The sequence below is a fragment of the Pseudomonas sp. GW821-FHT10C09 genome (assembly GCF_059415465.1).
The window spans coordinates 228,653-254,752 of record NZ_JBWKNG010000003.1 but is presented as its reverse complement, the minus strand read 5'-3'; the positions used below and the strand labels follow the sequence as shown (position 1 = coordinate 254,752).

Below are 26,100 nucleotides of genomic sequence, written 5' to 3'. Positions count from 1 at the left end.
GGATATCGCATGGTTAACAATCTTCGTATCAATCGAAATACCCACCTCAAAGGATTGACCTTCTGGGGACAGTGGGCATTGGGTCAGGGCTTTGTAGTTGCCCTGTTGTTTTCATTGGTTTATTACCACACCGGAACGGTAGAGTTCTATTATCGAGTCTGCGCAATTCTTACTGTGCTTGCCTCGGTTCCCGCCTATACATGGTGCGGTGTCTATGCAAAGAAAGATAACTATCTGACGGGCTTGGGACGTTTGTTCATGGGTTGGTCAATGACATTGGCCGCGTTAGCCTGTGTGGCGTTTATCTGTAAGGCTGACGAACTGTTTTCTCGTCAACTTATCCTGGTATGGGCCGCCTGCGGCTACATCGGGCAAGCGCTGTTGTACATTCCGCTGCACGGGTTCTCGCAATACTATCAGCGGTCGCTTCAAAGCGAGCACAAGACCCTGATCGTAGGTACTGGCGAGTTGGCATTGGGATTGGCCCGCAAACTGCGCAGCCTGGAGCATTTCCCGCTGGTGGGCCTGGTCAGCACGGACACCACGCTTCCGCCCGCGCCGGGTTCACCGCGTATCGTGGGCCCGCAGGAGCAACTGCTGGAGTTGATCGAAGCCCATGACATCCGACGCTTGTACATAACGCTGCCCCTGAGTGAAGCGGCAAAAATCGAGGCCATGTATATCGATTTGTTGGGTGCCAACGTAGACGTGGTCTGGGTGCCGGACTTGAACAGTCTGACGCTGCTCAATCACTCAGTAAGAGTCGTGGACGGCTTGCCGGCGATCTACCTGAATGAAAGCCCGTTGACCAGTCAGCCCACCGCTGCACTGAGTAAAAGCCTGCTGGAAAAGAGCGTGGCGTTGTTGGCCATTGTCCTTCTAAGCCCACTGTTGTTGATCATTGCCTTGGCGGTGAAACTCAATTCGCCAGGCCCGGTGTTCTTCAAGCAGGACCGGCACGGCTGGAATGGCAAGGTGATCCAGGTCTGGAAGTTTCGCTCGATGCGCGTGCACGATGATCATGAGGTCAAGCAGGCCAGTCGTAACGATTCGCGGATTACCCCGGTTGGGCGTTTTATCCGTCGCACTTCGCTCGATGAACTGCCGCAACTGATCAATGTGCTGCAAGGCCACATGGCGTTGGTCGGACCCCGTCCGCACGCCGTTGCACACAACAACTACTACTCCGGGAAGATCCTCGCCTACATGGCCCGTCACCGAATCAAACCGGGGATTACCGGGCTGGCTCAAATCAACGGTTGCCGCGGCGAAACGGACACCCTCGACAAGATGCAGAAACGCGTAGAGATCGACCTTAAGTACATCAATAACTGGTCGTTGTGGCTGGACCTGAAGATCCTGGTGAAGACTCCCTTCACCTTGCTGTCCAAAGACATTTACTGATGGCTTGAAAGTCGGACACAAGCAACACGACAAGGGGACGCAAGTCCCCTTTTTCATGGGCCTCTTTCAGGTAGCAATGCTGATTCAAGAGCGGGATAGCGCAGAGAACTCCGCGCCAGGTCTTGCAGTTGATACGGTGCGATCTACAGCGTCAGTTGCGCAGTAGATCGCCCACCTTTCACTCGGTGATCTTGTCGAAGTTGCGATAGAACAGGTCGGTGTCACGGCTCTCGGTCATGGCGTGCAGCGAGTAGCTGCGATTGAGCCGTGCACCACCGTCCCGGGTCAGCGGTGACCAGACGATATTGGCGCGACGCATCGTCGACATACTCATCATTTCGTCGAACGGAATGGAAATGTAAATACCCTTGTCGAAACTGCCTTCGCCATATTCCGCGCTGGTTGCGGTAGTCATCGTGGCCCAGGCCCCGAATTTCACACCATTGTTGAACTGCCGTGATAAGTCGAGTGTGGCGCCCCAATCCCGCGCCAGATAACGGCCGACGCTGACAGCCGCCTGAGCTTCGAAAGGCAGGTCGGTATAACCGGTGATATGGCCGGTAACGGTCGAGTAATCCCGCAGGCCAAAACCTTGGTCAAACTCGCGCTGACGCACGTAGTTCAAGTCCGCGCCGACAGACCAGCCCTCTCCCATTGGACGGAACAGCACCTCACCGCCAACACCGGCAAACATCGATTCCAGGTAGCCACCGTAGACCATGCCATACAGGTCTTTATCCAACTGCTCGGCATGACTGAGCTGGAACATCGGCATCGTCACATCCGAGGTCGTCAGGTACTTGCGTAGGTCCGTCCGCACCCGGGGCAAGCCACTCGGCGCGTCGTAGGTGAAATTGTCGTAATTGTTCACCAGATTGGCACTGAGTAGGCCGCTCCACCAGGTATTGCGCGTGAAGCGGTACTCGGCGTCTGCATCGGCAGTCAATTGATAGAGCAAACCATCAGGGCCACCGACGTTCTGTTTGTAACCCAGCCCAAGCCCATAGTTGAAAGGTTTGAGCGTCCCGGTATAGAGCGTGGTCTCCCGGTGCGGCACCGGCGCATTGACCTCGGTTGTACGGTGCAGGCTTCGAAGCGGCTCTTCATTGTTGACCACTTCGCGAAAGGTTTCGCGAGGCACACTGGTTTCATCCAGCGGCATGTCGTAGCGCTTGTTTACCAAAGTAAACCAGTCGATATCGTCATTGACGCTGTTGTCCAGAATCCGGCTGGCGCGGCCGACCGCTTTTGCCGAATAGAAATAAGTCGACTGCTCGCCGTACACCAATAATTCTGAGCCGCGCTGGGCAATACGCTCAACGTTGTAGCCTGCGTTTTGCTGCAGTCGTTGGGAGACATTGGCCCAGTTGACCTGATCCGGCGCGGTGGCCGGTGCATGCGCCGGCAGACGCTCCGAGGGTGGATCGTAGGTCTTGGCGGGTGCCTTGCGGCTGACGAAGTTGGTGTGCAGGGTGATGCCGAACATGGCGGTATTGCCGCGTTCCCAGCCAGCGCTGAGATCAACCGAATCGGTCAACTTGAACACCGCGCCGATGTTCACCGGCGAGTCCTGCTTGATCTGGTTGTCCTTCGGCTCATTCTTGTAGTCGTTGCCTTCGTACTCGAGTTTCAGGCTGAGCGGCTCCCAGGGTGTCTGGTAGGTCACGCCGCCGAACAACGAAGGTCGTCCACGGAAGTAGGCGTTGGTATTGACGTCGCCGGTGCCCTCGCTGGCTGGCCGGGTCTTGAAGCGATCATCCACCCAGCCCAACGGGTTATCGAAATCGCCGCGATTACCCAGGTAACCCCAGGCAACCCCTGCGCTGAAATCGAAGTCGTCATAGCGCTTGTTGGCGACTACGAACTCGCTGGAGAACAGACCGGTACCACCGATGTCGCGAAACCCCACGGCCAACTCGGGCGCCCAGTGGCTTTCTTGCCACAGGCGCAGCTTGAGGTCCACGGCCTTGTCTTTATAGCTCTGGTCGCCACTCAGGGACTCGGGGCCATATTTGCGGTTGGTGATCGCGGTATAGCGAAACGAGCCTTCCAGCCACTCAAAGGGCTGCAAGGACACGCTGTAGCGGCTATAGGGGCTGGTTCGGCTGGCATTTACGCTCAGCTCACCGGCCGGCGCCATTCGGGCCGTCGGCGTCTGCATCAAGCCCACGCCGCCGAAATCATTCTGGGTAAATCGCGGCTCTCCATGAGCCAGACCACAAGGCAACAACAGTACTGCAGCAAAACGTAAATTCAAGGAACCACCCCAGCCAGTTGTGTGGCAAGAAATTCGGCCAACTGCTGATTCAGTTCAGGTATAGGCGGACTAAGATCATCGTTTTTGACAGGGACCAGGATTTTGCTGCCAGCCGCAGGCACCTGCCCGCTCTCGCGATTCCACGGCGCAATACCAACCCGGCGAGTGACGCCATCGGGCTGAATGATCCACAGGTAATCGGCTTCAGCATCGGCCAGCGGCGAACACCCTTGCAGGTAATCACGCGCCTCCTGCATCGCGCGATACGCGAGCCGGCACGGTTCCGCCACAGCGCCCAGCACTTCAACCACATCGGAGCGCATCGGGTAGATCAGGCTGTCGCCGTCAGCTACGCGGAAATTAAGCGCGAACCCGACCTCGACCGAAACCGGGTCCAGCACGGCCACCTGGCGCCCCGTGACAGGCCAATGGCTGACTTGCTCGTACAACCGCAACGCCAGCGCCGCCCGGCTCGGTCGATCCAGGAGCAACGCGGTACGCTGCAGCACTTTCAAATCGAACAAGACGCCGGCTTTAAGCCGCGTCTGCTCTTCGAGCAAGGGCCTTCGCAGCCAGGCCGCCGCCAGCCAATAGCCTTCAGGATTGGGTTGCGCGACGCGCATCACATCCAGCACACGAGCACCGGGTTGCAGTTCCACCAACCCCGGATTTCGCACATCGCCACTGACGGAAACTGCTGCGCTCACACCGCTGGAGATCAACCACAGGCACGTCCATAACACCTTGGGAAACTTCAACGGACAGTCCTGCGTTCAGAGGTCAGCTGAACGATCGTTACCCTGAGTTGCGCAGTCAGTTGCTGCTCGCTCTGCAGGATGAAACCGTTCTGCGGATTGACCCAGTAATGATTAGTTGCGTGCAGACCAATAGCCGGTGCATCAATACGTTCATCGACACGCATCACAGCGTATTCCTTGTCCAGAATCCTGATGGTTTCCATGGGGTGTCGCGTGAAGCGACTGTTCACGGCAACCCCCACTTCATAGCCGTGATAGAGATCGATCCAGCGCTGGCTGGTGTAGCCATCGGGCAGTGAATGCAGCCCTTGCTTGAACGGCGAGACTGCTGCAAAACGGGTCCCGTCCAGATCCCCGTCGAAGCCCAGTCCGACACTGCGAACGGCCAGGCCATCGCGCAACAACAGCACCTGCTTGCCGGACGCGACCCAGTACTGCAAGTCACCGCGTTCACGCACCATCGCCAACACCCCTACGCCGGAAGGGGTGGTCAGTTTGAGTTGGGGGTAGCGAACTTCGGCGACTTGCGCCGGGGTCAATTCCAGGTCATCAGGCCCGCCGGCCACGGCTTTGAAGTTCGCCAGCGTGGCCTTCATCAGCGGGTTACATCCACACAACAGCAAGGCCGCCATCAAGCAGACGCTAACTTTCAACGTTCTCACAGTTGGACCAGACCTTATCGGGAGTTAGCTTCGCTTAAGTTGTTTTGTGCGGCAGCGCCCATGCCCAGAATCGAGGCCGATGGCACCAACTGACTGATGAAGCGGTTCCAGCGAGTGACGTTGGCAGGGCCCACATAAACAATGTCCTGGGGGCGAACATCGAAGTGAGTGGCGAGTGCCATGGCGGAAGGCGACTCGGCTTGCAGCTGATAGATTTTAGCCGGTTCTACGTCGAGGTTTTCTACACCCCGGATGACGTACACGGCGTTACCGTTAGAGGTGGTCTGGTTCAACCCGCCTACCGAGCCAATCACGTCGGAAAGATTCATCGTGCGGGTCTTGAACGTCAACGCGCGTGGCTGATTGACCTCGCCCATGACGTAAATTTTCTTGCTGTCGTTGTACGGCAGGTACAACTGATCGCCGCCCCTGAGGTAGACCCTTTGCAACTCCGCGTTCTGTTGATTGAGCGCATCAAGATTCAGCGGATACACCCGGCCGTTTCGCGTCAACAGCAACCCGGACAAGTCAGCATTAAGCGGGTCAATGCCGGCGGAACCCAAGGCTTCAACAACGTTGAGCGGATTGGTGGAGATCGCTTGCGGACCGGCTTTCAACACGGCACCCGAGACCACCACTTTCTGACTGGCAAAACGCAACACCGCGACATCCACTTGCGGGTCCGAGATGAAGGTCGACAACTTCTCGGCGATGTCGGATCGCAGTTGCTGGATGGTCTTGCCGGCGGCCTGGACTTCTTTGATGTAGGGGTAGTAGAGCGTGCCATCGGAGCGAACAAGACGGCCGTTCGCATCGATCTGCTGTTGTGCCCCTGACGGTGCTGTCAGCTCGGGGTGATCCCATACCGTGATGTACAAGACATCATTGTTACCAATGCGGTATTCGGCGGGAGTGGTCAACAACTCGGGGGGCAGTGCCTCATGGACCTGTGTTGCCCTGTCCATGGCGATGAGCTTGGGGGTGATCGGAATCAGCTCGACCCGACTGCTTTCGCTGGCCCCTTCGCGAGTGATATCACTGGTGCTCAGATGTTGCCCCGGTGAAAACATACAACCTTGCAAAGCAATACTTGCCAGCATTAAAAAAGGAACACTACGAATCATAATGGCACTACGCTATTCAAGGGCAAACCCAAAACAAGATCGCCCAGTGTTAGCCGGGCAATCTTGTATTACACGTGCGAAATTTTCTTAGTTACTGGTGCCGGTTGTCCCGGTAGTACCCGTGGTGCCGGTGGTCCCGCCATTGGAACTTCCACCGCTGTTGGACGCTGCCACTGCACCGGCAACCAGCGCGGTGCTGGCCAATACAGCTTGTCCAGCCGTCACGTCACCGACAACTTTGGTATCCAGCGTGAGGGCTTCTTCTTCGACCGCGAGTACCCAGCTGCTCATCATGGACAACAGGGCTATTACCATCATCTTTTTCATATCAAACTCCTTCCTGCGAGTTCTTTATATCTACGGACTTGCCGGATGGGTTGCCAGTCAATTTTCCCGACCATAATTAACATCACATCCTGATATAACAGTTCAGCAGAAATACAAGCCGTTGAAGGCCCGTCTATCAGCCTTGATCGGCGTATCCGCGAGGATGATTCGATTGCCAACGCCAGGTATCCGTCATCATCTCCTGCAAATTCCGAGTGGCCTTCCAACCCAGTTCTTTCGCCGCTTTGGAGGGATCGGCCCAACACTCGGCAACGTCGCCCGAACGGCGCGGCATCACGCGATAAGGCACCGCCCGGCCCGAAGCCTGTTCGAATGCCCGCAGTACTTGCAGAACGCTGTAACCGTCACCGGTACCCAAGTTCCAGATATTGATCCCGGTGCGCGTCGAGATCGTCTGCAACGCCTTGAGATGCCCGTCCGCCAGGTCCACGACGTGGATGTAGTCGCGCACGCCGGTGCCATCGACGGTGGGGTAATCGTCACCAAATATCGACAACTCCTGCAGACTGCCGACGGCAACCTGACTGATGTAAGGCACCAGGTTATTGGGAATCCCGTTGGGGTCTTCTCCCATTTGCCCACTGGCGTGAGCGCCGATCGGATTGAAATACCGCAACAGTGCGATGCTCCAGCGTGGCTCCGCCGCACACAGGTCATGCAGTACGTTTTCGATGATCAGCTTGGATTGCCCGTAGGGGTTGGTGGGCGTGCCCGTCGGAAAGTCTTCACGAATCGGCATCTGCTCAGGCGCGCCGTACACCGTGGCCGATGAACTGAACACCAGCCGGAAAACCCCGGCCGCCGCCATGGCCTGACAGAGTGTAATACTCCCGCACACGTTGGATTCGTAATACTCCAGCGGCTTGCGCACGCTCTCGCCCACGGCTTTGAGGCCGGCAAAATGCAGGACCGCATCAATGGAATGCGCCTGGAAAATCCGGTCCAGCAAGGCTCTGTCGCACACGTCCCCATGAATCATCAATGCGGACTTTCCGCAGATGGCTTCAACCGCATGCAGGGCTGCATCAGAGCTATTGCTCAGGTTGTCCAGCACAACCACTTCGAAGCCCGCTTCAAGCAGCGCAAGTGTGGTGTGAGAGCCGATATAACCGGTTCCACCCGTTACCAGAATCTTCATAGAGCGGTCCATAGTGGGGTATTGAAGTATTCAACTGCGCGCCACGATTAAAACTATTGGCGCACGCAATAATTGACGCCAATGACTTATTAGCACTTCACAACAACCGACACTATTAATAGACACCGACTAAAACTAACTAAACACAGGCAGGCCCGACAACTAATAACATTTACCCCATTCTGCGCATGCCATTAATTGCCATCAAACCATGTCTCAGGTATTAAAGTACAACCACCGTAAAACATCCAAACTCACGGCCACCGTCTTTTGTGTGACTGTGAACAATGTCTTTCCAGGATATATCTATGATTCGTAAATGCTTGTTCCCCGCCGCCGGCTATGGCACGCGCTTCTTGCCTGCTACAAAAGCAATGCCGAAGGAAATGCTGCCGATCGTCAACAAGCCTTTAATCCAATACGCCGTTGAAGAAGCACGGGACGCTGGTTTGCAGCACATGGCCATCGTCACCGGTCGGGGCAAACGCGCGTTGGAAGACCATTTCGACATCAGCTACGAACTGGAACACCAGATTCGCGGTACCGAGAAAGAAAAGTTTCTGGCCGGCACGCGCGAGCTGATCGAAACCTGCACCTTCGCCTACACCCGCCAGGTCGAAATGAAAGGCCTGGGGCACGCAATTCTCAGCGGTCGTCCCTTGATCGGTGACGAACCTTTTGCCGTGGTACTGGCGGACGACTTGTGCCTGAACCTGCAAGGCGACGGCGTACTGGCGCAGATGATCAAGCTCTACAAAAAATTCCGCTGCTCGATCGTCGCCATTCAAGAAGTCCCGCGGGATCAGACTCACAAATACGGGGTGATCGCCGGCGAGCTGATTTCCGATGGGATCTACCGCGTCAACAGCATGGTAGAAAAACCAGCCCCTGAGGACGCACCGTCCAATCTGGCAATCATTGGCCGGTACATTCTGACTCCGGATATTTTTGATCTGATCGCCGATACCCAACCCGGCAAGGGCGGCGAAATCCAGATCACCGATGCGCTCATGAAACAGGCACAAAACGGCTGCGTGCTGGCCTATAAGTTCGAAGGCTTGCGCTTCGATTGTGGTGGTGCAGAAGGTTACATCGACGCCACCAACTTTTGTTATGACCAGCTGTATCTCAAGGGCCTTTAACCAGGCGACCCAGCCCGATCACTGCTCACCTTGCGCAGCCCTCGTCACACTCTTCACCCAGGCAGGCCACTATGACCACTGCAAAACGCTCGGTAGACACCGAACTGAAAGCGAGCAACTTCGGAATGATGGCCTGGCTGTCAAAAGCGCCGTCGTTGTCCTTCGACACGGCTGCCTGGCTGGGCACACCCCTGCTGGTTGAGCGGATCGGGGTATTCCCCTCTTCGGGCGATATCCATCGCCCGATCAGGGACCCTATTTCCCTCTTGGCTCACCTGAAATGTCTGTATGCCGACCAAGCCCTGGATGTCGATGAACGCGACGGGCTTAAAGTGATTTTCAACGAGTGGCGATTCCGGGTTCGCATCCGCTACAGCGACCCGGCAATCGTCATCAATGTTGAAACGCGGTGTGATCCCGAACTCATGCCTGTGAAAACCGCCGAGCTGCTGAGTCAGCTGGAACACTTTGAACGGTGAGGGATTACTTTGAAGCGGCACCGCAGGGTGGCTCACCAACAAGCAGTCGATAGAAGTAATCGGCGATAAGCCGACCTCCCGAACCCGGGATGGGGTGAATCTTGTCCGGGCCGATCAAGGGGGTGGGTCCGTTGCTGGCGTAGCGTTTGAAGTCAGAGCCGAACGCACACTGCAAATTCCAATAGGCTATGTTCTGCGAACGCGCCCACGGTTCAAGTACCTGGGCATATTCCGTCATCGGATAGGCACTGGAACGTGTTGTGTCCTCGCGCAAGATTAGATTGACGCTCGCCGCTGGATGAACCTCGCGAACCATCCGCACCAAGCCTTTCATGTTTTCCAGATAGTCCTTGGGCTTTACGCCAAACCCCTGGTCATTGCCACCCAACATAATCAGGTAAACATCTGCCGGTATCTTTGAAACGACGGCTTTCCACTGGGCCTGCCATTGGCTGTCGCTTTTATAGAAGTCAGCGGAAGCGGCGCCCGAAGCAGCAAGTTTTGAGACCCGGACACCGCCACGGTCATTGGCCATCCACAGGCCAAACAATGTCGGAGCACCCTTCACCACTTCGAGCCTTAACGCCCAATCATCAGTGGTGGGGACACTTAATTGCACTTCCTGAACCCCGGAACCCGCCATCGTCAAAGACTGCCACGTGTCAGAAGGTGTCCACCGATACCTCATCTCGCTGGTTTTACCGTTGCCCAGGTAGAGCAGTTTGGCTTGGCCAATGGACGTATTGATCACGGCCGTCTGCTTAGCGTCGATCTCAATGTAAGCACCCGCCTGCCCGGTAACCGTGCGACTGTCCGGACTCGCTTGCCCGAGACTGGAAACGTCCCAGTCACCACCGAAGTACTGCTGGTTACTACGGGTGTACTTGAAGTTCGTACCACCCAGCGCGGTGCCGTGGTTAAACCCGACATAACCAGGCCCGGCGAAACCGACGTCTTTTGCCAGGCGCTGAGTGAGGTCATTCAGATAAAAGTCCTGCCCGGCGCTGTAACTGTCGCCAATCACCGAGATGTCCAGCACCTCCCCCGATTTATCCTTGCCCAGGCCGGAAAGGCGTTCGCTTGAACTTCTTGCCTCGATAACCGGCGTCGAAACGGGACGTGCATCATCGATATAAACCATTGGCCTGATTCCTCTATTTGGCGGTCAGGAGTGAGACACCTTCAGCCCCTTTTTTGCGGCTCGCCCGCTCGCCCAAAAACAGGACAGAGGTCAGGGTGAAACGGCTAAAAACATTCGATAACAGCACCGGCCCCAACAACCCGCACAGCACACCGCCAAAGACCAGGACGCTTTCGTCCGTGACGCCCAAGCGACCCAACGTAAACCGTGAACTGGCGGCAAACAGTACGTGAAAGAGGAATATCGCGTAGGAGTATCCACCGAGCCAGATCAGCACTTTCGAGCGCATGTCGGTCGACAGTAACGCGACGCAGGACATACAGCCAACGAGCAATCCGACCAGGCTCCTGCGATCGACAATGAGTTCGCGATCCACAGCGGCAATGTAGAGCAGCGCGACCGATATCAAGATGAACACCACGGGCCCGATCACTTTCAGCGATCGCTTTAAAGCGTCGACATTCTCGTGGCAAATCATCCCCGTCACGAAAAACGGCAGCAGATAAATAGCACCGTTGATGCCAAACGCATCGACCGGAACAAGCGGCATCAGGAACACTGCTGCGGAAAACAAAAACAACAGGTACAGGCGCGTCGGCGTCTGTAGCAGACCGCGCCACTGAAGAAACCCGACAAACATGAAGATGATAAAAACCGCCTGCAAAAACCAGAAGTGGTTAACCGGCAGGTAAAACGACAACAAGGCGTCCATCAACCCGACGTCCTTGTTTACCCCCGGCGCCACAGCCTGCAGCACCGAAAATGGAACACCGACAAAGAACAACGGCACGATCAATCGTCTGACCTTGCCCAGACAGTATGCATAGAAGTCATTGCCTCTGATTTTGTAAATGGAATAGATATAGCCCGATATAAAGGTGAACAACGGCATCCTGACGTACACCATCGAGTCCGCCAGGATTCGGAAAGGTGATCCCAGGTCGATTTTCAGTCCACCTCCGAGCGGCCCTATCACGTGATAGAGCACCAGCAGCAGGCACGCCAGGCCTCTGAGCGTTTCTATTTCCAACGACTTTTTCTTGCTTTGCATAAACCACAAACCTCAGTTCAAGACGCTTGAATCAACCGACTCAGGTTTTTTTGAGCGCAACTGCAACCCCAGCCCCAGAAACAGGACCGGCACCACCATGGAGAAATGTCGGGCAAACGAGCCAAAGTCAGGCTCGAACAGCCCCTGCACCAATAAAAAGGACAGTGGGATAGCAATAAGCTCTTTGACTTTCGGTTCGATGAGCGATCCCTTGTAGTGACTCGACGTCATCATTTTGAACATCAGCAATGAGGTCATCATCATCAGGACGACAAAGATGATCTGCCCCAGGCCCGATAAAAGTATTAACTCCACCGGAAACGACAACCTGAAAAAGATGCTCATCGAATCCACGGCCTGCGATACGAAATCACCGCCGTTGATCCATGACACGATCAATGACTTCGAGCCCTCCTCGCCCAGCGTGCGCTGTTCATTGTTACTGGCCCGAATGGACGAAACCGAATAGCCGACCAGCACCTGAATCGCCGTTGCGATCGCCAGATAGAACGCGAACAACATCAGGAAGAAGCTGAAACGCGACACATGCTTTTTCATCACACACACGCCGACCCAGACCAGCGAAAACAAGATCCAGTAAGGCCGAATCAGCACGCCGTAAAACAGCGCGGACAGAAAGAAGCCTGCTCGGTATCGCTTCGAAAATGAAAAAACCAGAATGGCAATTACCGCCACCGAGACAATGATTTCCTTGGTCAGGTTATCGAGGAAGAACGACCGCACCACGCCCCACAAACACAAGGTCAGGAAAATCGTTATCGGTATTCTTCTGAAGATAAAGATCGGGATCGACGTCAGAAACAGATTGCACAGCATCCCGTAGGCCCAGGCATTGGTCAGGTTTATCCCGGTGGGACGCAGCAAGTAAGCCGAGCACTCGTAAGAAGACCGGTCTGGCGAGAAGGGATTCCAGAAGTTGCAGTTGTCTGAACGAACGTATGACGACCACAACGTCATCGCATCCGGACCTGGTTCGCGGTGCATCAACAGTGGCATCGCAATGGACAGGAACAGGCCACAGAACAAAATCAGGAACGAGATCGACGAGTCGAGTTTTCGTCCACGAAACTCTATGGAAGGCAGAGACAAAGCCATTACAACGCCCCCTTCGCCCGGGCAAATCTGGTTAGCACAGCGATAACGACCAGTTGCACCGTAATCGAGAAGACGTTCCCCCACGCCGCGCCATAAATTGAATGATGTTTAATGAGTACATAGCTGACAGGCAGTGAAACCATCAGGCATATCGCCGCACTGGCCAGCGACACCCGACTGTTCTTCGACGCAATAAGACCGCCCCATACGATGTCGCCGACAGCCCGAAGGGCAAAGGAAAAAATCAGAATGGATAAAATCCTGTTATCCGGTCGTGGGACTGCCACGTCCACGTAATCGAGCAGGACATTGAAGAAGGCATAAATCAGCACCGCCACCGCGCCGGAAACGATAAGGGAGCGCAACACCCATTGATTCAGGAACAGTTGCCGGACTGTCAGCGCCTGTTGATTATTCTTGTAGCGCTTGGCAAGTACCGGAATGCCGACGACGGCAACAACCGCATAGGACAGCGCTTGCAAGGTGTTGGCCGCAGACCAGGAATACACGTACTTGCCGAGACTTGCGTACGGTTCAATGTCCAGAATAAGAAAACGCTCGGCGTACTGACTGAGTGCGATCAGGCCGCCCCCCAGGTAAAAGGGCAGCCCTGCTCGCCAGACCGAAACGGTGGTGACGACACTGGCTTCCCGCCCCTTGTGAACGTTCACCACAATCAAGTAACCCGCCACGATGACCAGCAGGTTGGTGACCACCCAAAGCCAAAGAACACTGGCGATGCTGGACACTACGCCCGTCATCAATCCTGCGACAGCAAGCAACGCCCAGAGCCCGGTTTTTATGAAAAACAGTACCGCGCCCCAGTTGGCTTTTTGCGCTGAAAAAACAAACGAGTTTATTTCGAAGGAGAGATGCTCGGTGAGCAGCAAAAGTGTGACGCAAGCGATCAACGCGGCACTCGCCTGCACATCGCTGAAGAGCGAGTACAGGGCGACCGTGACCACCGACAACAACAAACCAACGGCCAGGTACAGGACCAGTACCCTATCGACGACGAGCCGCGAACTACCCCCGACGCTGATCAGCCGGTTGATTTCAGAACTGAACCCGACACTGTAGAACTTCGAGGCTATCAAGGAGGCTGCGACTACAACGCCGTAAAAGCCCAATGCGTCATAACCCAGATAATGAGTGATGGCCAACACCAGCAGAAACTTTGCGCCTAATGCACCTCCCCGCAGCAACAAGCGAAATATCATCGAACAATCCCTTTGATGATATTGTCCATCTGCACCGTTTTGGCTTCGATTTCTTTACAGGTGTCCGTGAGTTTCTTGCCAAATCGGGTGAGCGCGTTGGGGGCATAAACCGTGTCGATGATGGTGTCGACATTAATGTCGCCCCCGTTGATCACCCAGTCTTCCACGCCCATGTCCTGATACGCACCGAAGCCTTTGCGTTCATAACTGATATGGAAAGCCGGCACACCGGAGAGGAGTGACTCAATCGCCCCGTGCAACCGTACGGAAATAACCAGGTCTGGCTGATACTTCGCCAGTGTAGCCTTCAAGGGCAACAGGTCTTCGGTAATGCCGAGCTCCCGGTAGAACGCGCCATCGTCGTTGCCGCGCACAGCACTTTGCACAGCGCAGACCACTTTGCTTTTCGACCTTAGTCTCTGCAACAGAAGCTTCAGGTTGGCAACGTAAGCAACTTTCTTCTCTTTGCTCCATTCCGGCGGCTTGCGTAAAACAACGCAGACCACAGCTGGAGATGCCGCACAGCGGGTGAACTTGGGTTGCACCAGGATCTTTTTCGCTAATGCCTGAACCGCCAGGTCTGGTGCCCGGTAGACATTTTCGTGGGACTGAAAAATAGCTGACGATCTGTTGTCCCTGACAAAGACCGCATCAGCACTGGCGTAGTGCTCGACAATTTTGCTGCTCTCGCCATGGAACGGACCGATACTTTGCGGGAGATAAACCGACGGCACCTTGCTCAGGATTGCCGTTTCAAGTTGTTTGGCATGACCCAGTTTCAGTTTGATATGTTCGAAGGCGCTTTTTGAGCGCATGTACCCACCGCCTACCCCGACGATCAGATCGGTGGTTTTCAACAGATCGGCAAGGGGCGCGTAGGACTGGTTAAGAAAAATCGCCTCTTTCACCCTTCCGAAACCTTTAGCCGCCATGACCGGTGCGTCATACCGTTTATACGGGAGATAACTGAACGACTGCGGATCTGACGCAACTACGTTGATCAAAGTGTCTGCACCAAAGTTGCGCAGCACCATGGCGATTGCCAAATCCACGAGAAGCCCATCACCGGAGTTGGACGCGCTGTAGCCATGCAAAATAGTTACGTTCATGATCTTGATTTCTACTTAATAAGTTTGAGCGGAATACACGTCATAGGTTTGCTGGATCATCAACGTTGCGCTGAACTGTTCGCGCACTTTCTTGCGGCTTTCAGTGCCGAGCTCCAGCAGCTTTTGTTTTTTGATATTCAGCAAAATACTCGCAAGCGCCTGATAGTCGCCGGTCGAAAACAGGTAACCCGTAATGTTGTCCGTCACCAGTTCAGGCAGCGATGTGCAGTCACTGGCGATCACCGGCACGCCCATGGCCATCCCTTCGAGAGGCACCATGGCAAAGCCCTCCCAGCGACTTGGCACAATCAGGGCATCCGCGGTTTTATACAGTTCATTAACTTCAGCTGGCGTCACCCAAGGCAGGTATTCCACGGCGTCAATATCGGGGCACTCGACGGTGTCTTCGTTGACCGCACTGCCAACGACAGTGAGTCTCAAGTCGGTTCGCTCGACTTCAGCGAACGCCTTGAGCAACAGATCGAAGCCTTTCTGGTAGTCCAGTCGACCGACAAACAGAAGATGAATGTCCGTACTGTCGCTGGTCTTGCTCTCATCACTTTTATAATGAATACCGTTGTAGATCAGCTTCATACGGTGACGATCAATACCAAACGACGCGGCTTTATCCATCTCATACTGACTGACACAGATAATGACATCGGTCACTTTCTGCAAAACCCGCTCAATCAGTGAATACACTTTCTGTTTGACGGGAGAACTCTCCATCAAGAAGGAAAATGCGTGCGGGCAATATACAATTTTCGGTGACCGCCAAGGGCGCATGACCAGACAGACACACCGGCCGATCACCCCGGAGAACGTGCTGTGCAAGTGCACGACATCCGGTTTTTCCTTGAAAATCACACCGGCCAGTTTCCAGGCGAACCGCAACAGGGACATGACATCGCGCTTGTTCCGGGAAAAGGTCCTGATGTTTTTCTCATCAATACCGTGCAGCTCTTTCTTCTGATCGAACGGAACCAGATATACCAGTTCATACTTCAGTGCGTGGTCTTGCGGGGGAGTCGATATCGTACGGATGACCGTCGCAACACCACCTTTGATTGTTTCCGCCACGTGCAGTATTTTTTTCATAATCCACCTATCTCCATGAACTTAGTCGCAGGCAAGCAGCGTTAAAAAGTGGTTAACGATCGTTAAACCACTCTCAACTCGATTGCCCGGTAGATAGAACGCACATCAGGACTTGTCAGAGGCGTACTCATAGTTGTAATAGCCATAACTGCCATTACCGTAATAGCTGGACGCGCGTTTCTCGACGCCGTTAAAAATGGCGCCCTTCAACTCGATACCGTTTTGCGCAAATCGACGTATTGTCAATTCGATCTCTTTGGCAGGATTCACACCAAAGCGCGTCACAATCAGATTAATCGCGGCTTCACGTCCCACGATGGCTGCATCTGTCACGGCCAGAAGCGGTGGCGTATCGATGATCACCACATCGTAGAGCTCGCTCAGTTCTGCCAGCAGCTCTCTGAAGTTGGCATGCATCAACAGCTCTGATGGATTAGGCGGTACCTGCCCGCGACTAATGAAATGCAAGTTATCCGTTTCAACTCTATTGATCGCCTGTTCGATGCTGCAGCGCTTAGTTAATAGATCGGATAAACCATTGGTGATCGGAGTCGCCAGGGTCTTGTGCAGATGACCTTTGCGCATATCGGCATCGATCAGCACGACCCGCTGCCCGCTTTGAGCAATGACCGCAGCCAGGTTCGAGGACACAAAAGTTTTGCCCACCTGCGGACTCGGCCCGGAAATCATGATCCGGTTGTTGGTCGCATCCAGCCCCGCAAAATGCAAACAGGTTCGCAGGCTGCGTATCGACTCGATCGACAGGTCCGTGGGATTACGCAGGGCCAACAGAAAAGACTGGTTGTTGACGCCGTCGCCCAGCCGAAGTTTTTTGCTGTCTTCTTCCCGCTGCAAATCGCTGTAGGGAATGGACGCATAAACGGGCAGCCCCAGCTGTTCTATGGCTTCTGGCCCCTCGAGTCCTCGGCTCAGGGATTTACGCACCAACACCAAGGCAACACCGACAAAGGCGCCGAGGAAAGTTGCAATGAGAACGATCAGCGCTTTGCGTGGTTTGACCGGGTTGGTGGTATCGACGTCGGCGGTATCAATCAACCGCGCATTGCCGACCGCCCCTGCCCTGATGATGTCCAGCTCCTGGGATTTATTCAGCAACTGGGTATAAATCTGTGTCGCCACTTCCACATCACGAGTGAGGTTCAACAGTTCCTGCTGCGTTGCGGGAAGGTCCTGAACCTTCTTCTCCAAACCATGGCGCTGTTTGCTCAAGTCCCCAAGTTGAGCCATCAAGGCGCGGTAGGCAGGGTGCTCTCGGGTGAACTTTCGATCCAGGTCCGCTTGCTGGAGCTTCAAATCGGAGATGCGCGTATCCAGCACCACCATCTGTTCCAGAACGGACTTTGTTTCGAGTGAGATGTTTACGGTATTGCCGCGGGTTTGGTAGCTGTTCAGCGCGTTGCTGGCTTTGACCAGATCCTCTTTGACTTGAGGTAATTGCGCCTGCAGGAAGTCCAGGCTCTGGGCCGCCTCGGCTGAGGTGCGCTGCACATTCTGCTGTACATAAAGAGTTGAGATCTTGTTGAGGATCTTCACCGCCAAGGTGTAGTCGGTGCTGGCAAGGGCCAAGTTTATAATGCCCGACTCTTTACCTTGCTCGGAGACATCGAGAGCGTCCTGGTAATTCTGAATGGTGACAATCCGTGGATTGCGAACCACTTCAAATTTAGTGCCCGGATTCGCGGCCATGAGCGCGACAAGCACCTCGACCCCATTTTCTACTACTGCGTTGCCTGTAGTGCCGGCGACCAACAAACCGCCACTGTCATCGTAGAGCTTGAAGCGGTTCTGCTCTTCAGCCACCAGGGTCAGTTTTTTACCCAGCAGTTCATCAGGCAGCTTGAGCTTTTCGATATCGAGACGCTCGCCACCCCAGGCATAACTGCTCATACCCAAGCGCGCAGGCGAAACACTTTCCGTCGGGGTGCTCTTGTATCGCCGCGCGATAAAACCGCCCACGACAGGAAAGGTGTGGGGCGTTATCACGATATCCAGGCGCAGGTCATCGACGGTTTTACCGATGACCGCGCGGGACTTGATAATTCCGATTTCGGTCGCCGCCGGGGATTGGCCGCCCAGCATGCTGCTGATATCCGAAAACCCCAGCATGTCGTTCTTTTTCGGTTCGACCTGTACCAACGCGTTAGCCAGATACACGGGTGGCGATAGTATCGAATAGGCGGCGCCGGTCACCATAAACGCACCGGTGATGGCACCTATCAACCATTTATGATCAATCAATGTGCCCAGTAAGCCGAGAAGATCAATCTCGTCTCCCTCTTTATCCCGGGTGCTGACTACTGACGGTAACTGCATAAGGTCTATTCTTTTACCTTGAATACTAATCTGAAAATCATCCATCAACGTCCGAGGCGCTGTGCCCATGAGCAAACAGCATCTTCAATCAATGCATGAGCATGGACAAAAGCAGCTTTTCCTTGACGATACGGGTCCTTTATTTCGCGCTCACTCTGCCACTTGCCCAGAAGAAACACTTTGCCCCTCGCGTGCGAGGCAATATTCAGCACGCCTTTTACATGCTCTTTTTCCATGACCAGAATCAGGTCTGATTCATTAACAATCGCAGGCGTAATTTGCCGCGCTTTAAACCTTTGGGCAGCGCGACCCTGTTCTTCGAGAACAGAAAGTGCGTTGGGCTCCATAGACTCGCCCACCCGCGCGTCCAGCCCCGCGGAGGTTACCGAGATATCCGAAGGCTCCAGCGCATTGCGCAGCAACATTTCAGCTGTTGGACTTCGGCAAATATTGCCAACGCATACGATAAGGATCTTTCTGAACAAGGCTACTCTTCCCGTGTAGTGTCGAATCGGCCAATGTGTAGCGGGGATATGAGTGAACCGATAAGATCGGTCCCGCATTCAGAGATGGATCGATCATGGAAATACAAGGATATTAAATACCACGACACATAAAAAACGCCCAACCAGAATAGCCGGACCAAAAATAACGACAGCAATCGGTGCAATATTTTTTCGACTAAAAATAACAATGATGCAGCGACAATAGCGAATTGATGATATGGCTGTAGTATTCGCCTCTCAGGAATTAGACATGACCTTAACGTGTTTTCGATGTATTACAGCTTCAACACTATTGATATTCGGCGCATTCAATCACGCTAACGCCAGCCAGGTTTTTCCAGCCCTGGCAGAGGGCAACAAAACCATAGGCGTTCAGGTAAAGATTCAAAATTTTTCTACCACCGATGCCCGGCAAATCAAGGATTCCGGCTTCGGATTCGTGCGTTTTGGCGTATGGACCAACAGCTTGAAAAGCCCGGCGTACCAGAATCAGATCAATGAAGCGTTCGCTGCCGCCAAATCCGCCAACCTGCCGGTATTGATGACCGTTCGCTCAACCAAAGCGTTAACCGGCAAATCGAAAAGCGGTGACGATGAACTCGCCAGCGCAGGTGTGGCATTCGCAAACTCAGTCATAGAGCTGGAAAACACCTACAGCACGCAGCTTGTTGCCATTGAAATATGGAATGAACCGGACCTGCCAAAATACTGGCCCACACAGGATTTTGAAGTAACCTTTGCGCCGTTCATGAGCGCGGTGTGCAATGGGTTACAAAAGCGCGATCATTCAACACCGCTGATCGGGTTTGGATTCGCACGTGCGCCCACCACAGGCTCCAAGTCGACCGCAGCACTGACTAAAATCATTGCTGAGCATCCGAAATGCCTGAGTGCTGTCTCCTATCATCCCTATGGCATGTCGGGTACCGAGATCAACACTGCCCAAGCATTTATTCTCAACAACTTTCATGTACCCGGCGTGATTACCGAATGGGGAGTGCCATCGCTCAATTCCATCGGCGGAACAACCGGACAGGCCACACGCATCACCAGATTCATTACCGACGTCAAACAACTGAACATACCGCTGACCTCTCTTTACGAATGGAAAAACAGCGACTCAGGCAGCAATGATCGTGAACGAAGTTTTGGATTGAAGTCTTCTGATGGCAACTCCAAACCAGCGGAAGCGGCTGTCAAGACGCTATTAAAGGCACAATAGCGGATAACTGCCTCCGCGTTTAAGGGAGGCTTTTGTTCTTATATTCGGAATAACTCGTCGCGTCGACCGCCAGTGAGGCTTCCACCAGCACTTCCAACAATACGACTTGCGCTTCAATGCGCAGGTCTTGCTGACGTTGTTGCGCGTCGTTCATTTGCTCCATCATTACGCGGGTGACCTGAGAAGGCGTGCTGTGTTTCACTCGCTGCAGCCAACCGGGGATATTTTTTGCGGCTTTAACCTTGCCCATTGCAACCACGCCCTGCAAATTATCCGGGTGGTTATCTTTTGAAACTGCCATCAACTCTTCAAATACTTCGGTGAGTTTCTTCAGGACATAACCCAGGATTAAGTCATCGAAGGCCTCCACATTTCCAGACACCTGCTTCCCCTGTGAAGTCATCTTCCCGTCCGACACATCCATTTATCAGCAGCACGTTACACGGCATCCGGGCCTCGCTATTTGACATATTATAACGGCGGACCCCGACCCTTTTTAACAGCGCGCCTCCTCAAGATAAGGCGTCAGCGGTCAGTTACCTTGAACCTGTGCCCGGTTTTGGCATCGTATTAACCGACACCGTGCCCCGCCATTCAAACAGCCGTTTTCAGGTTGTTGCCGCTGGGGCCATTGATACGTACATGCGCCCTTGAGTGGCTGTCAGCGCTCGGGTAATGTCATTAGACCCACAGGACAGAGCACGCCCATGACTTCCAAGCTGGAACAACTGAAACAAATGACCACCGTGGTTGCCGATACCGGCGACTTCGAAGCGATCGCTCGCGTTAAACCGGTGGACGCCACCACTAACCCTTCCCTGCTGCTCAAAGCCGCGGCGATTCCTGCCTATGCCGAATTGCTGAACGCCTGCGTTCACGATTGCAAAGGCGATGTGGGCCTGGCCAGCGACCGTTTTGGCGTTGCGGTCGGGCAAGAGATTCTGAAGGTTGTACCGGGCCGCATTTCCACTGAAGTGGATGCGCGCCTATCGTTCGACACTGACGCCGTATTGAAGCGCGCGCACCGTCTGATCGAGCTGTATGACAAGGCCGGCATCGGCCGTGACCGCGTGCTGATCAAGATTGCCTCCACCTGGGAAGGCATTCGTGCGGCAGAGACACTGGAAAAAGAAGGTATTCAGACCAACCTGACACTGTTGTTCTCATTTGCTCAGGCAGCCGCGTGCGCCGATGCAGGTGTGTTCCTGATCTCGCCGTTCGTGGGCCGGATTTACGACTGGTACAAGAAAGCCAACGGCAACGACTACACCGGCGCGGATGATCCGGGCGTGCAGTCGGTGACCCGTATCTACAACTACTACAAAGCCAATGACTACAAGACGGTGGTGATGGGCGCGAGCTTCCGCAACCTGAGCCAGATTGAGCAATTGGCCGGTTGTGATCGCCTGACCATCAGCCCGGACCTGCTGGAGAAGCTGGCAGCGGACACTGGCAAGCTGGAGCGCAAGTTGGCGCCTGGGCATGCCGGCGAGGCGCGTTTGAGCTTGAATGAAGCGCAGTTCCGTTGGTTGTCCAACGAAGACGCAATGGCCACCGAGAAACTGGCTGAGGGCATTCGTCAGTTTGCTCGCGACCAGGAGAAGCTTGAGGCACTGCTGCAAGCCAAGCTGTGATTTGAGTTAGCGCAATGCAAAAAGGGCGAACCCTGGTGGGTTCGCCCTTTTTTGTGCCCGTTACTTCAAGCGATCAGTGACGCTCCAGCGCATTCACCAGGTCATGGAACGCTTCGCGATTGTGGTCATTGAGGCCCATGAGGATTTTGTGGGCTTCAAGAACCTTGATCCTCACCACTTCCTCGGACTGGTCCTGGTCTGGCAAGTCGTCCAGGCATTCCGGGCAAGGCACAGGCTGGTCAACAATGTTGAACACTTGCTCGAAGCCCATGGATTCGAGCAGCCGGGTGATGTCTTCGTGGGTGGTGACGACAGTCGGCAGCAGGCCGACTTTCTGCCGCGACAGGATCGACAATTTGGCCAGCAGGCCAAGGGTGGTGCTGTCGATGCTGCGGGTTTCGGTCAGGTCGATCACGATTGCGTTGAAATTCAACGCGGTGAAGATCCGATCAATAGTCGCATCCAACGCCGAACACAGGGTCAGGCGAACTTCACCGACGAATTTCAGGACGAAGGTGCCGTCCTGCTCGGCGAACTGGATTCTACCGGTACTCATTAAAGATTCCTGCTCAACACCAACAGGGCGATATCATCCGGCATCTCCCCTAGCGTGGCCAATCCAAAAACCTGCCGCAGCCCATCCAGGGTGCCGCCCGCAGCCTTGACCCGTTGGGGCAACGCCGCTTCTTTTTCTTTGAGTGTAGGTTCTGGCAAAAGGTCCAGAATGCCATCAGACATCAGCGTCAGACTGAACGTCGGCGGCAGCTCCAGTACGTGATCTTCGTAGGTGGCTTCATTAAAGAGGCCCACCGGCAGACCGCGCCCTTCCAGATAACGAACACTGTCTGGCGTGTACAACACTGGCAACGGCAAATGACCGCCGATGCTATAGGTCAACAAACCTGTCTCCTCGTCGATGACTCCACCGACCATTGTGACGTGTTTACCCAGCTTACAACTGATCAGGCCTCGGTTGATATGACCAAGGACCTCTGAAGGCTTGAATTCCGGCAATGTACCGCTGCGCTTGGATTCGAACAGCAAGCGCGTGGTCATGAACTTCAGCAGCACGGTAACGAACGCTGAAGAAGCGCCATGCCCGGAAACGTCTGCCAGGTAGAAGGCTACCCTACGCTCATCGACCCGAAAGTAGTCAACGAAATCACCCGACAGGTACAGCGACGGGATGATCTGGTGCGCAAACTGGAACTCGTCGATGGTCCAGGGGCTGACCGGCAGCATGTTCATCTGCACCTGGCGACCGGCATTCTGGTCTTCCTGGAGCAGGTTCAGGCTGGCGGCGAGCTCACGGTTGGCCTTTTCCAGCTTCTCGCGGTAGCGCTGGTTTTCCAGCAGCAGGCGCGCACGATCCAGGGCCCGGCGCACGGAATGCTCGAGCACGGCCAGATCTTCGAGAGGCTTGATCAGGTAATCCGCCGCGCCCAGGCGCAGTGCCTCGACCGCGTCGTTCATCACGCCGGCACCCGAAACTACAATCACCGGCGTTTGCGGGGACCGTTCGGTAACCTGGCGAATGAGTTCGAGTCCGCCCATCTGCGGCATGCGCAGATCGCAGATGACCAAGTCGGGCTTGTCTTGCTCGAATACCTGAAGACCCTGTTGGCCATTGCTGGCCTGCAGGACACTGAAACCACTGTCTTCCAAATAGGCCGCGAGACTCGCGCGCACTACCTCGTCATCATCGATTATCAGCAGCGTGGCACTGGTTTTTGGCATGTGGGCAAACGGCGCCAGAATTAGGTTGGCGTAGCAGGCACGGGTTTTAGCCCGGCTCACACTACTGGATTCGCTTTCTAGCCTCTCTATTGCACCGTTTTCGAGCGTTTGCCCTACTCACCTGTACACCAGAGGTGCCCTTCTAAGGCGCAGACGGTACTCCCATCCGAGAGGCGTTTCAAGCTCACGCCGATGGTCGCTTGGCGTCTTTACTTGTCAAATCACCGGGAGTTATAAGAACAGACAAATCCGTAACCCAATGGAAGGATCGAGCCCATGAGTCAAACCGGTCGGGACTACAGCGAAAAGCGCGATTTCATCCGCATGCGAGTCGATGCCGATGTGTCGTTGATTCATGAAGGTGATGAGGTGCCAGCCGTCTGCATCGACCTTTCCAGCAGTGGCATGCAGGTTGAAGCGAAGCGTGTGTTCAAGGTGGGTGACCGGCTCAACGTGCGCATCGATTCCGATCACGCCGCATTAAAAGGCCTTGAGGCCGACACCGAAGTGGTGTGGGTGAAGCCTTTGGACGGTGAAGGCCAGAAACTCGGGCTTACAATCTTGAAGATGAAATAAACCGGATCCAAACGAAAGAAGGCGGCCATGGGCCGCCTTCTTCATTTTATCGGTCGAGATTAAAAATCGTCTTCAACCTTGCCGTCTTTGACTTTGAATTCGCGGTTCTGCAAGTACGCATTGCGGATGAAGGTGTACTTGTCGCCGGTGATCAGCTTCTCGCTCGACAGCAAGCTGGCGCGCGTGTCGACGATGTTCAGGCCGAAGACCGAGTTACGCACCGGTACATCGTTGATGTACGGATACGGGCCGGTATAGCCGTCGACGTACTTGGAAGGCGCATCACGCAAGGTGCTTGGGCCCAACAGCGGCAGCATCACGTAGGGGCCGCTACCGACACCCCAGTAGCCGAGGGTTTGACCGAAGTCTTCGTCGTTACGATTCAGGCCCATCTTGGTGCCCACATCGAAGAAGCCCAGCAGGCCGAACGTGGTGTTGAAGATGATACGTGCAGTGTCGGTGCCCGCCGCGGCCGGTTTGGCCTGCAGAATGTTGTTCACCAGGTTGGTGACGTCACCGACGTTACGGAACATGTTGTGGATGCCGTCTTCCAGAAACTGCGGCGTGATGAACTCATAGCCCTGAGCCACAGGCTTGAGCGCATACGTATCGACCACATCGTTGAACTTGAAGATCGGACGGTTAACGCTTTCCCAAGGATCGTCTTCCGAAGCAGCCTGAGCCACAAACGGAACCAGCAACACGCTGGCACACACAAAAAGCTGAGCGAGATGATTGCTCCAGCGCATAGAAAAACTCCTTGGATTTTTACTGGCGCGGGCACTTGGCCCGGGCGTTAAGCTGGCAAGTATAAGACGGAAAAGCCGGTTTAGGCAGCCTCGCGCGTATTTGCCTGAAGATGAATCATCCTGATTGAGAGCGCTTCACATCAATGTCACTCAACTGTCACTGACGCCGCATAGCCTTGTCACTATTTCAGGGACGCTCCTATGCCGCACGCCGAAACCTTGCCCGTTGCAGCACCCAGCTTGACCGCCGTCCTGTTCGGCCTCAGTGGTTGCCTGGTGGATTTCGGCGCCCGGACGCGGCAACACGGGGCTTATTCTGCCGAGCACGCCGAGGCTACTCCTGGCGCGCTGGACAGCCTGAGCAGTTTGCAGCGCCAGCAAATTCCCTGCGCCTGGCTTGATGAATTACCCCCCGCCCTCAGCCATTCCCTGGCCGTCACCCTGCCCTCCTGGATCACTTCGTCGCAACATCCCGCAACAATCAACCCATGGCCTGCTCCGAATGCTTGCTGGCAAGCCCTGATGACGTTGAATGTCGAACGCCTGGATGGCTGCGTGCTGGTCAGTGGCGAACCACGGTTGCTGCAATCGGGGCTGAACGCCGGATTGTGGACGATTGGCCTGGCGTCCTGCGGATCGCTGTGCGGTCTCGCACCCGGCGAATGGCACGCATTGACCCAAAAGGAACGCGAGCACTTGCGCGGAAAGGCGACGATGCAGCTATTCGGGCTGGGCGTGCATTCGGTGATCGATCATCTCGGCGACCTCGACACCTGCCTGGCCGATATCAGCCTGCGCCGGCTCAAGGGCGAAAAGCCCTGACCGAGATCATGCAGGTTGCGCGCAAGTGGATTAATCTAAAGGTCAGCCATAGACCTTTGGCGCGAGGCTGCGGTCTATGCCAGTGCCTATCGATAAAAGGAAGAACGCCATGCCTGCCCGCGAACTGCAAGACCAGCTCAATACTCTGCGCGAGCAATTGGAACAGAATCCACCGCTGTCCGAAGCCGAGCGCGAAGACCTGCACGCGCTGATGCAACAGATCGAACTGGAACTTGAACTGGAAACCAAAACCAAGGATTCGAGCCTGGCTGACGGCGTCAACCTGGCCGTCGATCGCTTTGAACTCGAACACCCGGTCATTGCCGGCACCTTGCGCAACATCGCGCAAACCCTGGTCAACATCGGGATCTGAACCCGTCGGATACAAAAAAGCCCCGCTAGCGATAGCGGGGCTTTTCATATCCGGGGGGGTTGCAATGCAATCCCCTGTGGGAGCGAGCCTGCTCGCGAAG

The 26,100-nt window shown here is 54.9% G+C and carries 26 protein-coding genes; 8 read left to right on the top strand and 18 right to left on the bottom strand.

Going from position 1 to position 26,100, the window contains the following annotated elements; genetic code table 11:
- Positions 1-9: 9 nt before the first annotated feature.
- Positions 10-1,404, top strand: coding sequence for an undecaprenyl-phosphate glucose phosphotransferase (locus tag AC07N8_RS04140; RefSeq protein WP_483840196.1), 1,395 nt, complete (start codon positions 10-12; stop codon positions 1,402-1,404).
- A gap of 178 nt (positions 1,405-1,582) precedes the next feature.
- Here AC07N8_RS04140 and AC07N8_RS04135 read toward each other — a convergent pair whose 3' ends face one another.
- The 6 genes from AC07N8_RS04135 to galE all read right to left on the bottom strand — a co-directional run bounded on the left by AC07N8_RS04135 (position 1,583) and on the right by galE (position 7,691).
- The gene (locus AC07N8_RS04135) at positions 1,583-3,661 is read right to left on the bottom strand and encodes a YjbH domain-containing protein (RefSeq protein ID WP_493142079.1); all 2,079 of its coding nucleotides are present in this window, start codon (positions 3,659-3,661) and stop codon (positions 1,583-1,585) included.
- A complete protein-coding gene (locus AC07N8_RS04130) occupies positions 3,658-4,419 on the bottom strand; it encodes a capsule biosynthesis GfcC family protein (protein WP_483840198.1) in 762 nt (253 codons plus the stop codon). The genes AC07N8_RS04135 and AC07N8_RS04130 overlap by 4 nt, the downstream gene beginning before the upstream one ends.
- The gene (locus tag AC07N8_RS04125) at positions 4,416-5,081 is read right to left on the bottom strand and encodes a YjbF family lipoprotein (protein WP_483840199.1); all 666 of its coding nucleotides are present in this window, start codon (positions 5,079-5,081) and stop codon (positions 4,416-4,418) included. Before AC07N8_RS04125 ends, AC07N8_RS04130 begins: the two co-directional genes overlap by 4 nt.
- Positions 5,082-5,095: 14 nt before the next feature.
- Positions 5,096-6,205, bottom strand: coding sequence for a polysaccharide biosynthesis/export family protein (locus tag AC07N8_RS04120; RefSeq protein ID WP_493142082.1), 1,110 nt, complete (start codon positions 6,203-6,205; stop codon positions 5,096-5,098).
- Positions 6,206-6,292: 87 nt separating this feature from the next.
- Entirely contained in the window at positions 6,293-6,532 is a 240-nt protein-coding gene (locus AC07N8_RS04115) for a hypothetical protein (protein WP_483840201.1), read from the bottom strand.
- Positions 6,533-6,668: 136 nt separating this feature from the next.
- Positions 6,669-7,691: a UDP-glucose 4-epimerase GalE gene (gene galE, locus AC07N8_RS04110; RefSeq protein WP_483840202.1), complete on the bottom strand. Its 1,023-nt coding sequence runs from the start codon at positions 7,689-7,691 to the stop codon at positions 6,669-6,671.
- A 308-nt stretch (positions 7,692-7,999) separates the two neighbouring features.
- Between galE and galU the strand changes: the two genes are divergently transcribed.
- Positions 8,000-8,833 (top strand): UTP--glucose-1-phosphate uridylyltransferase GalU, encoded by an 834-nt coding sequence (gene galU, locus AC07N8_RS04105; protein WP_483840203.1) that lies wholly within the window; start codon positions 8,000-8,002, stop codon positions 8,831-8,833.
- A 71-nt stretch (positions 8,834-8,904) separates the two neighbouring features.
- Positions 8,905-9,312 carry a mannose-1-phosphate guanylyltransferase gene (locus AC07N8_RS04100; RefSeq protein WP_493142084.1) on the top strand — a complete coding sequence of 136 codons (408 nt, stop codon included), beginning with the start codon at positions 8,905-8,907 and terminating at the stop codon, positions 9,310-9,312.
- Between the two features lie 4 nt (positions 9,313-9,316).
- Here AC07N8_RS04100 and AC07N8_RS04095 read toward each other — a convergent pair whose 3' ends face one another.
- From AC07N8_RS04095 to AC07N8_RS04060, 8 genes are all read right to left on the bottom strand, one after another.
- Complete coding sequence (locus tag AC07N8_RS04095; RefSeq protein WP_483840205.1) at positions 9,317-10,453, bottom strand: SGNH/GDSL hydrolase family protein; 1,137 nt, start codon at positions 10,451-10,453, stop codon at positions 9,317-9,319.
- Between the two features lie 13 nt (positions 10,454-10,466).
- The gene (locus AC07N8_RS04090; protein ID WP_493142087.1) at positions 10,467-11,504 is read right to left on the bottom strand and encodes an acyltransferase family protein; all 1,038 of its coding nucleotides are present in this window, start codon (positions 11,502-11,504) and stop codon (positions 10,467-10,469) included.
- A gap of 12 nt (positions 11,505-11,516) precedes the next feature.
- Positions 11,517-12,620, bottom strand: coding sequence for a hypothetical protein (locus AC07N8_RS04085; RefSeq protein ID WP_483840321.1), 1,104 nt, complete (start codon positions 12,618-12,620; stop codon positions 11,517-11,519).
- On the bottom strand, positions 12,620-13,840 hold the full coding sequence (locus tag AC07N8_RS04080; protein WP_483840207.1) for an MATE family efflux transporter: 1,221 nt from the start codon (positions 13,838-13,840) through the stop codon (positions 12,620-12,622). Before AC07N8_RS04080 ends, AC07N8_RS04085 begins: the two co-directional genes overlap by 1 nt.
- Positions 13,837-14,949, bottom strand: coding sequence for a polysaccharide pyruvyl transferase family protein (locus AC07N8_RS04075; RefSeq protein ID WP_493142089.1), 1,113 nt, complete (start codon positions 14,947-14,949; stop codon positions 13,837-13,839). Before AC07N8_RS04075 ends, AC07N8_RS04080 begins: the two co-directional genes overlap by 4 nt.
- A 15-nt stretch (positions 14,950-14,964) precedes the next feature.
- Complete coding sequence (locus AC07N8_RS04070) at positions 14,965-16,047, bottom strand: glycosyltransferase (RefSeq protein ID WP_483840209.1); 1,083 nt, start codon at positions 16,045-16,047, stop codon at positions 14,965-14,967.
- Positions 16,048-16,152: 105 nt separating this feature from the next.
- Positions 16,153-18,381: a polysaccharide biosynthesis tyrosine autokinase gene (locus AC07N8_RS04065; RefSeq protein WP_483840322.1), complete on the bottom strand. Its 2,229-nt coding sequence runs from the start codon at positions 18,379-18,381 to the stop codon at positions 16,153-16,155.
- A gap of 44 nt (positions 18,382-18,425) precedes the next feature.
- Positions 18,426-18,866, bottom strand: coding sequence for a low molecular weight protein-tyrosine-phosphatase (locus tag AC07N8_RS04060; protein WP_493142091.1), 441 nt, complete (start codon positions 18,864-18,866; stop codon positions 18,426-18,428).
- Positions 18,867-19,137: 271 nt separating this feature from the next.
- Here AC07N8_RS04060 and AC07N8_RS04055 point away from each other — a divergent pair, with 271 nt between their 5' ends.
- The gene (locus AC07N8_RS04055; RefSeq protein ID WP_493142093.1) at positions 19,138-20,109 is read left to right on the top strand and encodes a glycosyl hydrolase family 5; all 972 of its coding nucleotides are present in this window, start codon (positions 19,138-19,140) and stop codon (positions 20,107-20,109) included.
- A gap of 19 nt (positions 20,110-20,128) precedes the next feature.
- Here AC07N8_RS04055 and AC07N8_RS04050 read toward each other — a convergent pair whose 3' ends face one another.
- Positions 20,129-20,533 (bottom strand): hypothetical protein, encoded by a 405-nt coding sequence (locus AC07N8_RS04050; RefSeq protein ID WP_493142095.1) that lies wholly within the window; start codon positions 20,531-20,533, stop codon positions 20,129-20,131.
- 283 nt (positions 20,534-20,816) lie between these two features.
- On the opposite strand from AC07N8_RS04050, the gene tal reads away from it, so the two are divergent.
- On the top strand, positions 20,817-21,743 hold the full coding sequence (tal, locus tag AC07N8_RS04045) for a transaldolase (protein WP_123434332.1): 927 nt from the start codon (positions 20,817-20,819) through the stop codon (positions 21,741-21,743).
- Between the two features lie 73 nt (positions 21,744-21,816).
- Here the strand turns inward: tal and rssC are convergent, their stop codons facing one another.
- Positions 21,817-22,299: an anti-sigma factor antagonist RssC gene (gene rssC, locus AC07N8_RS04040; RefSeq protein ID WP_007943680.1), complete on the bottom strand. Its 483-nt coding sequence runs from the start codon at positions 22,297-22,299 to the stop codon at positions 21,817-21,819.
- Entirely contained in the window at positions 22,299-23,480 is a 1,182-nt protein-coding gene (rssB, locus tag AC07N8_RS04035; RefSeq protein ID WP_007943679.1) for a two-component system response regulator RssB, read from the bottom strand. The genes rssC and rssB overlap by 1 nt, the downstream gene beginning before the upstream one ends.
- Positions 23,481-23,756: 276 nt before the next feature.
- Here rssB and AC07N8_RS04030 point away from each other — a divergent pair, with 276 nt between their 5' ends.
- Entirely contained in the window at positions 23,757-24,056 is a 300-nt protein-coding gene (locus tag AC07N8_RS04030; protein ID WP_483840212.1) for a PilZ domain-containing protein, read from the top strand.
- A gap of 59 nt (positions 24,057-24,115) precedes the next feature.
- Here the strand turns inward: AC07N8_RS04030 and AC07N8_RS04025 are convergent, their stop codons facing one another.
- A complete protein-coding gene (locus tag AC07N8_RS04025; protein ID WP_483840213.1) occupies positions 24,116-24,805 on the bottom strand; it encodes an MlaA family lipoprotein in 690 nt (229 codons plus the stop codon).
- Between the two features lie 201 nt (positions 24,806-25,006).
- On the opposite strand from AC07N8_RS04025, the gene pcrP reads away from it, so the two are divergent.
- Together pcrP and AC07N8_RS04015 are read left to right on the top strand one after the other, a co-directional pair.
- Complete coding sequence (pcrP, locus tag AC07N8_RS04020) at positions 25,007-25,627, top strand: HAD superfamily inactivated hydrolase PcrP (protein WP_493142098.1); 621 nt, start codon at positions 25,007-25,009, stop codon at positions 25,625-25,627.
- Between the two features lie 109 nt (positions 25,628-25,736).
- Positions 25,737-26,000: a DUF4404 family protein gene (locus AC07N8_RS04015; protein ID WP_483840215.1), complete on the top strand. Its 264-nt coding sequence runs from the start codon at positions 25,737-25,739 to the stop codon at positions 25,998-26,000.
- Positions 26,001-26,100: the final 100 nt, after the last annotated feature.

Coding starts and splice junctions, on each gene's coding strand:
- AC07N8_RS04140 (WP_483840196.1), top strand. CDS start 10: ATGGTTAACAATCTTCGTATCAATCGAAATACCCACCTCAAAGGATTG.
- AC07N8_RS04120 (WP_493142082.1), bottom strand. CDS start 6,205: ATGATTCGTAGTGTTCCTTTTTTAATGCTGGCAAGTATTGCTTTGCAA.
- AC07N8_RS04115 (WP_483840201.1), bottom strand. CDS start 6,532: ATGAAAAAGATGATGGTAATAGCCCTGTTGTCCATGATGAGCAGCTGG.
- galE (WP_483840202.1), bottom strand. CDS start 7,691: ATGAAGATTCTGGTAACGGGTGGAACCGGTTATATCGGCTCTCACACC.
- galU (WP_483840203.1), top strand. CDS start 8,000: ATGATTCGTAAATGCTTGTTCCCCGCCGCCGGCTATGGCACGCGCTTC.
- AC07N8_RS04100 (WP_493142084.1), top strand. CDS start 8,905: ATGACCACTGCAAAACGCTCGGTAGACACCGAACTGAAAGCGAGCAAC.
- AC07N8_RS04095 (WP_483840205.1), bottom strand. CDS start 10,453: ATGGTTTATATCGATGATGCACGTCCCGTTTCGACGCCGGTTATCGAG.
- AC07N8_RS04090 (WP_493142087.1), bottom strand. CDS start 11,504: ATGCAAAGCAAGAAAAAGTCGTTGGAAATAGAAACGCTCAGAGGCCTG.
- AC07N8_RS04085 (WP_483840321.1), bottom strand. CDS start 12,620: ATGGCTTTGTCTCTGCCTTCCATAGAGTTTCGTGGACGAAAACTCGAC.
- AC07N8_RS04080 (WP_483840207.1), bottom strand. CDS start 13,840: ATGATATTTCGCTTGTTGCTGCGGGGAGGTGCATTAGGCGCAAAGTTT.
- AC07N8_RS04075 (WP_493142089.1), bottom strand. CDS start 14,949: ATGAACGTAACTATTTTGCATGGCTACAGCGCGTCCAACTCCGGTGAT.
- AC07N8_RS04070 (WP_483840209.1), bottom strand. CDS start 16,047: ATGAAAAAAATACTGCACGTGGCGGAAACAATCAAAGGTGGTGTTGCG.
- AC07N8_RS04065 (WP_483840322.1), bottom strand. CDS start 18,381: ATGCAGTTACCGTCAGTAGTCAGCACCCGGGATAAAGAGGGAGACGAG.
- AC07N8_RS04055 (WP_493142093.1), top strand. CDS start 19,138: ATGACCTTAACGTGTTTTCGATGTATTACAGCTTCAACACTATTGATA.
- AC07N8_RS04050 (WP_493142095.1), bottom strand. CDS start 20,533: ATGGATGTGTCGGACGGGAAGATGACTTCACAGGGGAAGCAGGTGTCT.
- tal (WP_123434332.1), top strand. CDS start 20,817: ATGACTTCCAAGCTGGAACAACTGAAACAAATGACCACCGTGGTTGCC.
- rssC (WP_007943680.1), bottom strand. CDS start 22,299: ATGAGTACCGGTAGAATCCAGTTCGCCGAGCAGGACGGCACCTTCGTC.
- rssB (WP_007943679.1), bottom strand. CDS start 23,480: ATGCCAAAAACCAGTGCCACGCTGCTGATAATCGATGATGACGAGGTA.
- AC07N8_RS04030 (WP_483840212.1), top strand. CDS start 23,757: ATGAGTCAAACCGGTCGGGACTACAGCGAAAAGCGCGATTTCATCCGC.
- AC07N8_RS04025 (WP_483840213.1), bottom strand. CDS start 24,805: ATGCGCTGGAGCAATCATCTCGCTCAGCTTTTTGTGTGTGCCAGCGTG.
- pcrP (WP_493142098.1), top strand. CDS start 25,007: ATGCCGCACGCCGAAACCTTGCCCGTTGCAGCACCCAGCTTGACCGCC.
- AC07N8_RS04015 (WP_483840215.1), top strand. CDS start 25,737: ATGCCTGCCCGCGAACTGCAAGACCAGCTCAATACTCTGCGCGAGCAA.